Raw genomic sequence first — 14,334 nt, forward strand, 5'->3', positions numbered from 1 at the left:
GAAAGTCAAAACAAGTGCTTAATTCGAGTATAAGAGAATGACAACGCTTATCATCTTAATACCTATAACAATTACGTTTCAATATCAACAAGGGAATGAATTTTATCATTATATAAGTCAAAATATAGCTGATTATTCGTACCACGTACACAATAAGAAACTTCTTCTAACTTTAATCCACGATTAGCTAATTCTGTATTCAACCACTCCATAGTCAGAAGGTTTTGAGTGAAGTTTTTTTCAATAATTTGACCATCCATGATCAGTTCTATCGGGAAAAAAGCTTGATTTGGAGTAAATATCCCGATATCTTTTTTGACTGTATTACGGTAAGGAAGCTTTTTGAGTACTGAAATATGCCCATCCGTTTCCATTATCGCATACTCTACTTCATCGATATCAAATACATCCTTTTCTCTTAAAGCTTGATTTAGAGAATCCATCGTAAATTTTAATTTCTTTAAATTTTGTTCAAGAATTTTTCCATCTTGAATAACAACTGTTGGTTCACCTGAAAGTAATGCTCGTATATTTCTATTTTTTAATGAAATAAAAGTCGAAAGATAAAGTATTCCAGAAAAAGTAACCAGGGCAACAATAATATATTTTGTACTAAAAGAAGTGTTAAATGTTAAATTCCCTGCAACAGCACCTAACACAATAGTTGCGATAAAATCATGGTATGTCATTTGACTTATCGTCTGTTTTCCAAGTAAATGAGCTATTGATATTAGTAAGATAAATGCTAAAAAACAGCGAAAAATAATATCAATCGATTGAGTCAGAAAATCAAGCATAATACAGACCCCTTGCAGTTAATAAGCTTTAGTTTAATGCAATCTAGAAAAATTATTCCTTTATTTCATGAACGACCTTTAATAAAATTTCTTAATCGTTTAAGGATTACGATCATTCTAAAATAGAGTGTCATCTATACCAGTGAGTAATACTTTTAAAAAACATTAATATAGAGATGGTGATGCTGAAGTCCGTTCTCATCAACTTATTGTTATGTATTAATAAATCATTGCATTGAAAAAAGCTTAGAGTTTTTCCCTAAGCACTAATTATTTATTGACTATAATTACTCAAAATCTATACGGTTGGCTTGAGCTTAACTAGTTATAGTTATTTACCTTAAATAATTTAAGGCCAGCTTTGACTTACTTCTCTATTGGTGTTCCATGAATATAACCAGGGGCAGGAGCTAGTTCTGGCGCTTGACCTGAAGCGTTTACATCTTTAAAACCCAACTACGCAAGCCTAGTTTAAATCCAAATTATGTAATTCAAAATAGAATAGCCAATGTTTCAGTAAACTAACTACGAATTTAAGGCTAATCAACCCGTTAGTCTGGCTAGTTTCTAGCACCTGGAGGATGATATGCTGGCGGTAGTTTCGCCCAACCTCTTTTTCTCATTTTAGTTTTTAGCGTCGCACCAAATATTACTGCTTCATTAAAAAATTGTACCCACATAGCCCCAACATCTGTTCGAACACATTCTGCTGCCCCTAAAGACGATTTTGTAGTCATGGCAAGAACTTTCATCGCTAATCCATTGGTAATCTCTTCATCCGTCAACTTAACGCCTGGAGGTATATCCTTTTGATCACTATAAGGCTTTGGTTCTGATACAGGCGGTAAAGTGACTCCTTCTTTTCTCATGAATTGTTCTATTTGGTTAGCTTGACGTGAGCACATTTTTACAGCGTCATTAAGGATCCCCTTTAATTCATCGTCATTTGTAGTATTTAATCCCGCTTCTTCAAAAGCAATTGATTCTTTAACAATTCCATAATAGAGCCAACAGTAAGAAGCTTCAATTATATTTAGTTGTAACTTTGGTTCATCATCAACTATTGTGTTGAATGCACTACTTAACATTTCAAATATATTAGGCATGTATTAATCCTCCTTAAGCTTTTTGTTAATTTACCCAATATTATCTTGTTAATTACTCGTTTCCAGGAAAATGACAATTTCTCTTGGTCGAAATTGCACAATTTTCCTTTAAGAACAAAGGCTGTTAAAGTTGGGTGTGCATTATGGGCTCATTATAGTAAAAATGTAATGAAATTTTGTGATAACATGCATCTTCCCGGCTACCCACAACAACGGATATCAACAATTTTCATTAACACAGCCTTGAACAAAAAAGTAGACTACTCACTTAATCCCTACCACTCATTTTGGTAAAATTAAAATCATTGAGTCACTATAATCATGGTCTAATGATCACGTCAATTTCCCCAGCATCTTTCCCTACTTTTATTACAGATACGACTTGTTCAGCTACCGTTTCCACCGTTAAGCCCGATGTCTTTTTCGCAGCCGAAACACCTCCGAAATCAGTTTGAACAAGACCTGGAGATACGGATGTTACACGAATACCATATTTCTTTCCTTCTTTATTCATTGTGTGAGAAAGTCCCAACAGTCCCCATTTACTTGCGCAGTAGGCAGACGCCTTCTCTGTCGTATTGTAGGCAAGGTCTGAAGCAATATTAACAATTTGGCCACCTTGTCCATTCATCATTCTCTTATAGACAGCTTGGCTACATAGGAACGCACCCTTTAAGTTCGTATTTATTTGGCTATCCCAATCTTCCTCGGTCATTTCTTCCAATGGCTTCCACACACCTACACCTGCGTTATTGACTAACGTATCAATTCTCCCGTACTTTGCAAAGATAGCATCAATGACATTTGAGACTTGTTCACCCGATGTAATGTCGCATTGATAAGCATCTACTTCTCCACTGTCCCCTATTGTTTCATGAAGAGCAGTAATAGAATTTTGATTTTTCGCTAAAACGATAGTTTTTGCTCCTTCATTTACTAGAAGCTTCACGATGCCTGCTCCAATTCCTCTCGTCCCGCCTGTTACAATAATAATTTGATTTTCTAACATATTTGCTCTCCTTTACTATCTTGGTTATTTGGATCTTTTTACATTTAAGTTGGTTACTTAATGCTAATACGTTTCCGACAAGAAAAAAAACTATCCTAAACCCTGTCTTTTTCACCTATTTCTTCTTACTTTTGGAAATAGTAGTGCGCTTTCCTCTCATTTCAGCTTATATATACCTATTCCTGGAAAAATTAGCGTACTTTCTTCTCTTCCTCACCTGTTCCTTCCTACTATTGAAAATAAATTTTACCTTACCTTTTTATTTCACGCTTGAAATAAAAAGTAGTACCACTGACACCCGCTAATTCCCAGCCTTCTTTTCCAAGAGCGTTTAACTTTTGGACTTTTAGTTCATTCAGAGTATTTTGGTCTGATGTGAAGACATTCTTCACTTGGATGCGTATGTCTTCGATTTTATATTCATATTGTTTCATTTCATACTCCTCCTCCGTTTTTAAAATACTAGGGTTAAGTACTTGATATTCCAACCTATTATTCTATTTACGAAATAGATGAAGATAAGTTCCATCATAGTCAACATTTTAGTGCCTGCTCCTTCTATTTTTCTAACAGCAAGGGAACTATTCCTGCTCTTTAGTTACCTCTCCCTTGTTCTTAATTAAAGACCTAATGGGAACAATTCAGCTTCTATAGCGCCTGCTCCCTGTACTTTTAAACTTGTACTGATACTCAAAGATACTGATATATGATCCAATTTTACCGTTAGATAGTTTAACATCCATACGCTTGTCTTTCTTCATGAATATCTTGTTAGTATGGGAGGTGAGTAGGTATGTCAAAAAAGAGAAATGATGAAAAAAAATGCTGTTCTTGCTGTTGCTCCCCTCGGATATTTCTTCCAAAATTCCTTCGGCGTCGTCGACGTAGAAAAATAATACTTCCTACTTTTGGTCCTAGATTAGGTTACTGTTCCTGTGAAATCGTTTGTGATGAGGAAGGTAATTGTTACATCACAAATTGTCAGTGCAACTAATTAATATCCCCTTGAGCGTGACTAATACACGCATAAGGGGATATTCGTTTATTCAGGTCAGTCTTCTAAACTTCCATTATTCATAAAGAATACATAATAAAAAGTTAAAGGAATATATGACCAATATTATAATAAAGTGAGGAGTATTATGTAATTGTTTGTAAAAACGAGAAGGGATCTGTCTTTATGAAAAATAATATATTAACGAAGGTTTTATGCGGATTACTAATTTTAAGCTTCCTACCTTTCTATTCTTATACTGCCAAAGCTGCCTCTAGCAAACAATTCATCGAGGAGCAGTTGGACGAATACATTCAGGAGACAGTCAACATATTGGCTATTCCTGGAATGTCCATTGCTATTTCTCATAGAGGTGATGTGATTTATAGTAGGGTATTTGGTGAGGATATAGATACAAACACACGTTTTTATATTGGATCTACCACTAAGACTTTTACTGCTTTAGCTATAATGCAGCTCGTTGAAAAAGGAAGGATTGATCTTGATCAAAGTGTTTCTGCGTATTTAGAAGAATTTACTGTATCCGATAAAATTACCGTCCGACAGCTTCTGCATCATGTTAGTGGAATGACTGAATTTGATTACATGGGAAATCTTTCGCCACAATCACAATTTCCAGACTTGATCGAAGACATGAATACAATGTCGTTAACCTACGAGCCTGGAGAGCTATTCTCTTATTTCAATCCAAATTATAGCTTGCTAGGTGCTATTGTTGAAAGAGTTAGTGGGCAAAGCTATACCGAATATATAATGGAGCATATCATTCATCCACTTAATCTAGACCACACATCTGTAACTGGAGAGGTTGATACACCAGGTCATCTGTCTTTTTTTGGTTTCTCTATTAAGCGAACAGAGCCTCATCTCAAATACGATCTTCCTGCAGGTTTTATTACCTCAACCTCTGAAGATTTAGTGCGTTTTCTTGAAGCTCTAAGGATGAAAAAGCCCGCTGTAGGAGTTTCTCCAGGAGGAATTGAGCAAATGATGTTTAGCGGTTCCTTCTATGGAATGGGCCTTATGAAAAATGATATTTCTGGGCGCCCTGCTATTCACCATGGCGGAGCATTGCCAGGGTACACATCCAATGCGATTATGCTAGTTGAAGATGAATATAGCATCGCGTTTTTAATAAATAAAAATCATCTGGTAAACGGATTTGTGTTTTACCCTGATTTAACTAATGGAATCGTCTCAATTTTAACGGACCAAGAACCTGCTTCTAGAGTTGATTATTATTGGATGTATCGCTTACTTATTATTTTATTTGCAGCAACTATTATATATAATTTAATCCGTATTTCAAAAATGATTTTCCGCCCTAAACAAAAAACAATAAGACAGAGAATTACGGCAGGTCTCGTTAATTTAGTCATTCCAATAGCCATTCTTGTATTCATTCCTATTTTAGTACCTATTGTTTTACAAAGAGGAATGACGTGGGAGCTTGCCTTTTTATTATTACCAGATATGCTTATTTGGCTGTTTTTAGCGATTGCATTCCACTTTATCAAATCAATCATTCACTTTAGTCAGCTCTTTAAGCACTATTTTAACGTAAGAAAAACTAACATAATTCACTCTAACAAATTGAACAAGAGGAACACTTCGATTTGATGTGCTCCTCTTGTTTTTTGGTGTGAATTTATTAGTACTAACAGCAATAATATGGGTACGGATACGGTGGATACGGGTAAGGAGGATACGGATAACCAAATCCAGGAGCCAATAATGCACCTGCTGCCAAACCTGTTAAGAACGGAAAACCAAACCCAAAACCACCGAAGCCAAAACCTGGACGTCCTATACCAAATCCAGGACCAAACCCAAAGCCTGGGCGCCCTATGCCAAATCCAGGACCAAACCCAAAGCCTCCTATAAACCTTTGATCTGTCGGGTTATAACTAACATTATTAGAATGCACGTTCATCTCTCCCCATTACATTTTATAGACGTTTATATTAGAGAATATGCTTTGAGGATAAAAGTTCTTGGGTATTCGTCCTGCTTTTAAAAAAATACTATCTGTGGTGCCAGGCACCTTTATCATGGTAAAGAAATAAAGGTGCCTGGCACCTTTATTTATTCGTCTTCTATAACTAACATATTAGACTCGTCAAATTCCCACAAATCGCCATAAGCTACTTCCCAATAATAACCATCTAAATCTGTGAAGTAACCACTATAGCCTCCCCAATCTGTTTCTTGAGGTTGTTTTTCTATAGTTGCACCTGCTGATTCTGCCATTTTTATGAATTCATCTACTTCGTTTATAGATTTTGCATTGTAAGCTAAGGTGATTCCTGGGAAACCACTTGCTATTTTAGGCGGGGATGCTTCGTTAATATCCTTCGCCAGTTCGTCAACTGGATAAAGAGCAATTCTCGTACCTTCATTTCTGAAGAAGATAATGTCTGGATTAGTCTCTGAACCTCTTATAGACGTGTCAAACCCAAGCTTTTTATAAAACCGATGAGACTTTACAATGTCCTTTGTACCTAGTGTGATAATATTTAATCTGTTCATTTATTTACCCTCTCCAATACGGTTCTTCCTTTTGCATTTCATATATAAGTGTAAAGTAACCACTCTGTAGTTTTAAGTAAATCAAATTCAGATTAACTTTTTCTTCATTTGGCCCCCACGAAGAAACATAACCATCGACAAACCTAGATTAGCAAATACTTCAATTGGAATTTTATGCCTCCTGCTCAATCTACCTAATTGTAGCATAGAACCCAAATTTTGTTACTTTATCAAAGTAAAAATGCGATTACTCAATTGAGTAATCGCACAGTTCTTAATTAGGTAAACTTTATTGTTTTGAGGTCTTGTCCATGAACAGAAACTTTTATCGCTTTTAATCCTTACTATTAATATCAAAACGCAGTAAATCTCCATTGATCACCTTGTCTGAATACTGTAGTTCTAATTTTGCCTTTTCAATGTATGGCTCACAAAATCTAGTTGGAATTTCTATACCTGAACTTTTCCGATAACATTTGTCGCTTGTATAGACATGGCTATCTGTGATGAAACTCCCATCACGAAGAACGACAAACGAATCGCGTTCTGGTGAAAAAAGATCAGTTCCAAATTGAATATCTTTTGTATCCTTAATCCCAAGCAAATGCATAATCGTTGGCTTTAAATCAATTTGTCCACCTACTGTTTGAAGTACCTGATTGTTTTGATGACCAGGAATATGCACATAAAGCGGTACTCGTTGTAATTGAACATGATCAAATGGTGTGATCTCTTCTTTTTCTAGGAATATAGCCATAGCTTTATTATGCAATTCTGAAATACCATAATGATCTCCATATAATATAAAGATTGAGTCTTTATAGAGCCCCTCTTCTTTCAACTGATTAAAAAATGTTTCTACTGCATAATCCATATATCTAACAGTAGTTACATATCGATTTAAGGTCCCGCTATTTGTCTCAAGTTCATCAATAAATCGATCTTCCTCAGAAAGTTCAAATGGAAAATGATTTGTTATTGTAATGAATTTTGTATAATAAGGTTCTGGCTGTGACTTTAAGTGATCGATCGATTGCAAAAAGAATTCAGCGTCTTTTAAACCCCAACCAATAGAATTGTCTTCATTGACATCATAAGAAGCAATATCAAAGAATTCGTTATAACCTAATGACGGATACATTATGTCTCGGTTCCAAAAGCTCTTATTATTGGCATGCATGACAGATGTATAATAGCCTTCGTTAGAAAGAATTTCTGGTAATGCATTAAATTCATTTCCTGAATTCATAAAAAATACTGCTCCACCATCTTTACCATATAACGAATTGTTTATAAGAAACTCTGAATCTGATGTTTTCCCTTGGGACGTTTGGTGATAAAAATTATCAAAATAATAACTTTCATCTATTAATCTATTTAGAAAAGGTGTAATTTCTTCTCCATTTACCTTTTTATTTATGACAAAACTTTGAAGTGATTCTAATGAAATCAAAATAACATTTTTATCCTTCGCTAGTCCAAGTAAACTTTCTTCTGGCCCCACATATTTAGACATAGTATAATGCTTTATTTCATTTATATCCGAACCACTAGCAAAAACACGTTGTGTATTAGCCATTGACTGAATATAAGCATCGTAAATATGATAATTAAAAGTTCCAATGTATTTCACTAACATTTCTCGATCAAACGCACGTGTTAGTAACTGTGGACGCTCTATTTGAGCAATTAATAGATTTGTTACAAAAAATATTACAGATAAGCCAAAAATAAATGATTTTTCAAACTTGATATATGATAGATTAGGTATTCTGTTTTTAAAATAATAAACAACTAGAATAACTATATCTAGGAGTATTAAAATATCAATGAAACTTATTAATTCGAACACACTACCATTTAATTCTTTAGCTTGACTTGTTTGAAATAGTACTGGCCAAGTTAAAAAGTCTGAGAAAAAACGATAATAAACGAGATTTGCATAAAGGATAGAAGTTGCTAGTAAACTTAAAATAATAACCAATATGTTTTTAAGACGATCTTTAAAAAACAAACTACAGCCCAGAATAAGAACTGCTGAACTGAGTGGATTGATAAACAACAAAAATTCCTGTAATAGGTTGTCAGAGGAAATTTTAAATCCCAGTTTATAGACGAGATACGTTTTCATCCATAGTAAAAAAACCGCCAACCACATGAATTTAAATCTATTAATTAGTAATTGTAGTTTTGCGTAATTCATACTCTTTTATCCTTTCAATGTAAATATATAAATTAGAACACCAAAACAAAAGAAACCTTAACCTGATAACAGGTAAAGGTTACAGTAATACGACCTTTACTAAAGGCAGTGTCTTGCTAAAACCAGTTCAAGTTGCCAACACAGCCAGAAGTATGTACAACCGTAAATGACGACTATGCTGTAAAAGGCTACTCCCCTTAGGGAGAACTATTAAATTCATAGATTTAATAATATACAGGAAAGAAATTCATGTCAATTTTATTTTGAATATAAAATAAATCCACCGTCATCTCACCATATCTACCATTTGAGCTGTCGAATACGTATGTATACCCTTCTGCTCACTATCAGCAACCTTAACCATAGCTGCAGCAACCGTCTTTGCTTCTATTCCGAGTCGACTTCCTGATTTATTACCAGAAATTCTGGTTAAAGTGCGAACTACTTTAATTCCGATGTTCTCTAACAAGCGGAATTCTTTACGATCTCCCAATAAGAGAGAAGGCTGAAAAATCGATAATGCTTCAAACGGTATCGCTTTTAGCTTTTCTTCAAGTTCCCCTTTTATTTTAGGGTAAAATAAAAGGGAATTTTTGTTAGCATTCATTGAGCTGACAATTAAATAATGCTTCGCTCCTTTTTCTTTGGCTTTTACTGCTAAATTCACTGTGTAATCTACATCGATCCGATACATGGCTTCTTTCGTCTTTGCCTTCTTAATCGTTGTTCCTAATGCACAAAATACATCATCCACTGCAAAATAATTCTCTACTTCTTCAAGCTTTTCGAAATCACATATTACTTCTATAAGTTTAGGATGGTCAATGCCAAGAGGCCTTCTTGCTAATGCATATACCTTTTTATAATAAGAACTTTCAAGAAGTAAATGAAGTACCTCATTTCCTACTAAGCCAGTTGCTCCTGCTATTAAAGCTGTCTTTTTATTCATATCATCTATCATCCTCTTTCCCAATTTTAAAACAAGAAACCATCCCCATTGTAATCTACTTCTGACGATTTAGAAATCAAAGCTAACTGATCTAACGGTTGAAAGAGAGTTGTGACTATTAGTTCCGATAACTTCCTATTTGTTTTGTTGATTAATATAGCAGTTCTTTACGTGACTAACAATTAACCTTGCTTGACCTACGAAACGAACCTCAAAATCCACACACTATTCATATTTATTTGGAATCTCCAACATACATTCTAACAAGCTCCTTACTTACCTCTACACTTAAATAATCAGTAATTAGAATTTTAAAGGTTTAAAACTAAACGTTTTGTCTTTAATGTATGTCCGTATACTTCATCGTCATATTCTTCGACCAACTGAAAGCCTTTTGCTTTATAAAACGTTTCACCAACATCATTTCCAGCTTCTACTTCTACATAGATTTTAGGTACATTTTTTAGTTCGTCTATTCCTCTTATAAGAAGATTGCTCCCAATTCCTTTGCCTTGTGCATAAGGGTAAATATAAATAGCACCCAAGTTGGCATACGTATTTTTAATAAAAAAGTTTGCAAAACCGATAACGTTATTGTCTACCGATGCAACTAAAAAAAGTGATTTAATAATTCTCATTTCTAAATTTTCATGAGAGTAAGCACTCGCTATAAACTGATCTTGGACATCTCTAGGTATAAGACCCTCATACGTATGATGCCATGTTTCTTTTGCTATTTTTTGTAATTCTATTATGTCTTCTGACGTTGCCTTCCTAATAACTGTTTCATTCCCCATTAAATGCCCTCCTATTTTCTTAGTAAAAAATAAAAATCCCGCCTCTAAAAAAAGAGACGAGATTGTTATATACCCGCGGTGCCACTCTGTTTGACCTACGTTTGGTCCACTCCAATTGTTAACGAGGTGTCCCCCCGATGAGCTCTACTGTTATTTCAAGCCCATTTCTTAGAAGTGCGGTTCATTACGAGATTTTTCACAGGCTCGCACCATCCCTGTGTCGCTAAAAAAATCAACATAACTACTCTCTTCATCATCGAATGCGTTTATACTTTTACCATATTTTAGAACAGTTTTCAGGCAACTTCAATTATTTTTTAAACACGGATTGTTGTAGCATCTCGATAATTAGGCACTGTAATTTTATGTCAAATGAGTATCAGTGTGGCCCATTTCATTAAATTCCTCTTTTATGCGTGTCGATTAACCTTTCTAATGACCAGCAGCTTACACTATGTGTCGTACTTTAAAACTTAACTTAATTTAAAAATGGTCAACCGTAATATTTTCTTCTGGGGTAAACCTTATAATAGAACGACCGTGTTTGTTGAGGAGCTTTTTTAATAGTATTTCCTACTTTTTTTGAAGTAACTAGCATTAATGTTAGGCAATTGCCTCTCATTATAAAGTGAATTTTTGAAAAATTGAGTCTTTTTCGTTTATATTTATTTAGTAGAATTGTAGAATAAAGGAAGCACGATAAAACAACTGAATGGAAGGAAGTGCTCTGCCTTGGATCAAAAGTACGTAGGTCATACTTTGTTTGATTCTTTACCGTTTGGAAAGGAAATGTTAGCAAGTCGTTTAGTAATGGCACCAATGACAAGAATTTTTTCGCCAGGAGGAGTCCCAGGGGAAGATGTTGCTCAATATTATCGCAAGCGTGCGGAGAATGGAATTGGACTCATCATAACAGAAGGAACAGCGATCAACCACCCAGCAGCTGTACATAGCCCTGACATTCCCCGTTTTTATGGTGAGGACTCATTAAATGGCTGGTCAAATGTAGTTCGTGAAGTCCACGAAGCTGGTGGAAAAATTATTCCGCAATTATGGCATGTAGGGGCAGCAAGAAAAGCAGGTAGTGAACCAAATATTGATGCACCACCTGTCAGTCCGTCTGGCTTTACTTTAAGAGGCCAAAGGAATGAGAAAATAAAGGCTTTAACGAAAGAAGAAGTAGCTGAAATGATTGATATCTACGCTGAAGCTGCATCAAATGCTAAACGCATTGGCTTTGACGGAATTGAATTGCATGGAGCGCATGGATACTTAATTGATCAATTTTTTTGGGAAGTAACGAACAAGCGTGATGATGAATATGGTGGGGATCTAGGGGAGCGAACAAAATTTGCTACAGATATCGTTCGTGCTTGTCGGAAAGCAGTAGGGCCAGATTTTCCAATTGTCTTTCGGTTTTCCCAATGGAAAGGAACGGATTATGAAGCGAAGTTAGCTCATAATTCTAATGACCTTGCACAATTACTGAACCCTTTAGTTGAAGCTGGCGTAGATATTTTCCACTGCTCTACAAGACGAATATGGGAACCTGAATTTAAAGATGAAGATCCATCATTAAACTTAGCTGGCTGGACTAAACGAATTACTAAAAAACCAACGATTGCAGTCGGTTCTGTCGGTATTAACCGCGCATATTTGAGCAACCAGGATAATGCGGATGTAACCATTCAAGACAATCTAAAAACTGTCGATGAAAAAATCATAGCTGGTGAATTTGACTATGTAGCCGTCGGCCGTGCACTACTAGCAGATTCAGAATGGGCGGTAAAACTCAAAAATGGTAAACTAGATCAAGTGACGCATTATACTAAGGAATCCGAGAAAAATTTAGTTTAATACGTGTAGAAACGTTACATTTTTTTCAGTTTTAAAGTAGACAGTAATCTTTGTATATATAGGTGCTATATTTCCTTCCTAGAAAATAGATACTGTCTACAAGCTTTTTTATATCAGTCAACGGCTAAAGTTATTTTTTGACTAACTAATTAATCACTGAAAAAATAACAACTATTCACAATCTTTTCTCTTAAAGTTCTCCTCGTACTCTTCTAATACTAACTTTTGTACTTCTTCAAATTACCACCGCTTCTGCTAATCACATCTAATTCTTCAATTCCTTCATTTTATGTAAGATAAATCTACTTAAAACGCATCTTTATATATTTGGTAACTGTCTTTATTTAAATGAGTCCAAATAATTTTATTTACTTCATCTATCGTTAAGTTCGGGTTTTCCTGTTTAGTTTGCTCGGAGTACAATCCCTGTTTTGCCGACTCTAAATAACCCCTTATTGTTCTTAACAGTGTGATGTCGCGTTCCTCAAGAACACCGTTCTCTCCCATTGGGGGAAGTTCAACTGTAATCGTACCAGTCATATTGATTCCATATAGAAAATAAGTAGCTTCGAGAAAAAAGTTGGACCTATATAAATCGTTGTTCATAAAACTGTTACCATGACTAATGATTGCATCAGCTCTTAATAGTTCTTTTTCTAGTTTACGAACTTTTCCTTCCAAATTCTTTGATGTGTATTCATTTTCAAGTAAATGATCAATGGCGAAAATGGAATTATCTATAGCGAAATAAAAGTGATTAACAAATGTTTTCCACTGCTGGTCGTTTTCTTTTACTCCCACGTAATATTGATAAGATAAAATTAATAAAGTTAACACTAATAGAGCAATAATGCCTCCCGTAATCTTTTGAAATCTCATATAACACATCCTTCATCATTGTGAATTTCAGTAAAAAAATTAACGTCTTTCCGAAAGAAGTCCCCCTCTTCAAGCGTAGCTAAGTGATGAGTAGTTCACATTTAAAATCCACTACTCCCTAGTGTTCACTTAAAATGCTTTCTAGTTTCTTTTCTAAATGGTTAAAGGCTTTTGTTATATCTATAATCCCCTGCTCTGTTGTAACATTTTCATATTCACTTAATGCTTCAAGTTCAAATAAGGAACGCTTTAAAATATTTGTTACTTCATGTTTCTTTTGTTTGTAATCTACTTTTTCAAGTTTAGTATTAGTTGGCCTTAATGACTGTAAAAAATGAGTAGCTACTTTGTCACCATATAAGTTGCTGGATAAGTAATTAAGTGTTCCAACTAAATGATTTATATTTGATAATGTATTATTTAGAGCTTGAAAATATAATTCTACTTCTTCTTCTGAAAACTCTTCATTATACAATTCCATTGTTTCAGTTATAAGATATAGATTACTTAAATATTGATGAAATTCTCCGTAGAAAACTAACTCATTTAAGTTAAGATAGCTATTTTTTTCCTTAGCGCTTTCATTTAGATAAAAAAGTAAAATAGAAATAATTGCAATCAACAGAACAATAAATAATTTGAGTTTCTTAGACATTGATCCATTCCCTCTACCTAGTTTTAATGAGACTGTTGTCCTTCAATTAATTTTATCTTAATCTCTCAACCTCTTCTGTAAGCTCGCGAATTCTGTCTTCTAACTTATGTACTTTCCTTACTAAATAGTAAATGACTGGCACTAAGGCTAAAGCCCATATCATAATGATCCCTCTCTTTAATTGTTTATTTTGTTTTTGCTCCTAAACATAAAAATTACAAAAAGTTACAATTTAATCTCATATTACCATGATAGACACTTGTACACTATATATTTCTCATATCCCAATTTACTTTTACTAGAATTTCTTATCCATATTCAGTTTATATATCGTTCTATCAAAGTTGATGTTGATTGGGCCAAATCAACATCACCACTAACAGAGCAATAAAAAATGATAAACTTTACACACAGGTAAAAAGACCCCATTACAACTTAAGGTAATTTAAGTAGATATAAAGACTCAATAATATACAGAAATAACTTAATTCAATTAAACTGATTGGAATAGTTGGAGCGGTTTAACGGACATCTTGAC

General features: G+C 34.4%; 13 protein-coding genes and 1 other annotated feature. Of the genes, 2 read left to right on the forward strand and 11 right to left on the reverse strand.

What is annotated here, in order from left to right; all coding sequences use genetic code 11:
* Positions 1-71: 71 nt before the first annotated feature.
* From GKP30_RS00220 to GKP30_RS00235, 4 genes are all read right to left on the reverse strand, one after another.
* A complete protein-coding gene (locus GKP30_RS00220) occupies positions 72-797 on the reverse strand; it encodes a DUF421 domain-containing protein (RefSeq protein ID WP_216827376.1) in 726 nt (241 codons plus the stop codon).
* Between the two features lie 560 nt (positions 798-1,357).
* The gene (locus GKP30_RS00225) at positions 1,358-1,903 is read right to left on the reverse strand and encodes a DUF3231 family protein (protein ID WP_216827377.1); all 546 of its coding nucleotides are present in this window, start codon (positions 1,901-1,903) and stop codon (positions 1,358-1,360) included.
* Between the two features lie 319 nt (positions 1,904-2,222).
* The gene (locus GKP30_RS00230) at positions 2,223-2,912 is read right to left on the reverse strand and encodes an SDR family oxidoreductase (protein ID WP_216827378.1); all 690 of its coding nucleotides are present in this window, start codon (positions 2,910-2,912) and stop codon (positions 2,223-2,225) included.
* A 251-nt stretch (positions 2,913-3,163) separates the two neighbouring features.
* Positions 3,164-3,346 carry a DUF4177 domain-containing protein gene (locus GKP30_RS00235; RefSeq protein WP_216827379.1) on the reverse strand — a complete coding sequence of 61 codons (183 nt, stop codon included), beginning with the start codon at positions 3,344-3,346 and terminating at the stop codon, positions 3,164-3,166.
* Positions 3,347-4,092: 746 nt separating this feature from the next.
* On the opposite strand from GKP30_RS00235, the gene GKP30_RS00240 reads away from it, so the two are divergent.
* Positions 4,093-5,547 (forward strand): serine hydrolase domain-containing protein, encoded by a 1,455-nt coding sequence (locus tag GKP30_RS00240; protein WP_216827380.1) that lies wholly within the window; start codon positions 4,093-4,095, stop codon positions 5,545-5,547.
* A 37-nt stretch (positions 5,548-5,584) separates the two neighbouring features.
* Here GKP30_RS00240 and GKP30_RS00245 read toward each other — a convergent pair whose 3' ends face one another.
* From GKP30_RS00245 to GKP30_RS00265, 5 genes are all read right to left on the reverse strand, one after another.
* The gene (locus GKP30_RS00245) at positions 5,585-5,809 is read right to left on the reverse strand and encodes a spore coat protein (protein ID WP_328703111.1); all 225 of its coding nucleotides are present in this window, start codon (positions 5,807-5,809) and stop codon (positions 5,585-5,587) included.
* 203 nt (positions 5,810-6,012) lie between these two features.
* Positions 6,013-6,456 (reverse strand): VOC family protein, encoded by a 444-nt coding sequence (locus GKP30_RS00250; protein ID WP_216827382.1) that lies wholly within the window; start codon positions 6,454-6,456, stop codon positions 6,013-6,015.
* A gap of 334 nt (positions 6,457-6,790) precedes the next feature.
* Positions 6,791-8,659 (reverse strand): LTA synthase family protein, encoded by a 1,869-nt coding sequence (locus GKP30_RS00255; RefSeq protein ID WP_216827383.1) that lies wholly within the window; start codon positions 8,657-8,659, stop codon positions 6,791-6,793.
* A gap of 286 nt (positions 8,660-8,945) precedes the next feature.
* Positions 8,946-9,608 carry an oxidoreductase gene (locus tag GKP30_RS00260; protein WP_216827384.1) on the reverse strand — a complete coding sequence of 221 codons (663 nt, stop codon included), beginning with the start codon at positions 9,606-9,608 and terminating at the stop codon, positions 8,946-8,948.
* 311 nt (positions 9,609-9,919) lie between these two features.
* On the reverse strand, positions 9,920-10,405 hold the full coding sequence (locus tag GKP30_RS00265; protein ID WP_216827385.1) for a GNAT family N-acetyltransferase: 486 nt from the start codon (positions 10,403-10,405) through the stop codon (positions 9,920-9,922).
* Positions 10,406-10,454: 49 nt separating this feature from the next.
* Positions 10,455-10,671: a binding site (T-box leader), on the reverse strand.
* Between the two features lie 466 nt (positions 10,672-11,137).
* Here GKP30_RS00265 and GKP30_RS00270 point away from each other — a divergent pair.
* Positions 11,138-12,262 (forward strand): NADH:flavin oxidoreductase, encoded by a 1,125-nt coding sequence (locus tag GKP30_RS00270; RefSeq protein ID WP_268884640.1) that lies wholly within the window; start codon positions 11,138-11,140, stop codon positions 12,260-12,262.
* 306 nt (positions 12,263-12,568) lie between these two features.
* Here the strand turns inward: GKP30_RS00270 and GKP30_RS00275 are convergent, their stop codons facing one another.
* Positions 12,569-13,141, reverse strand: coding sequence for an HMG-box domain-containing protein (locus tag GKP30_RS00275; RefSeq protein WP_216827386.1), 573 nt, complete (start codon positions 13,139-13,141; stop codon positions 12,569-12,571).
* A 118-nt stretch (positions 13,142-13,259) separates the two neighbouring features.
* Positions 13,260-13,796, reverse strand: coding sequence for a hypothetical protein (locus tag GKP30_RS00280; protein ID WP_216827387.1), 537 nt, complete (start codon positions 13,794-13,796; stop codon positions 13,260-13,262).
* Positions 13,797-14,334 lie beyond the last annotated feature (538 nt).

The organism is Alkalihalobacterium elongatum, assembly GCF_019024285.1.
Taxonomy (GTDB): Bacteria; Bacillota; Bacilli; order Bacillales; family Bacillaceae_F; genus Alkalihalobacterium; species Alkalihalobacterium elongatum.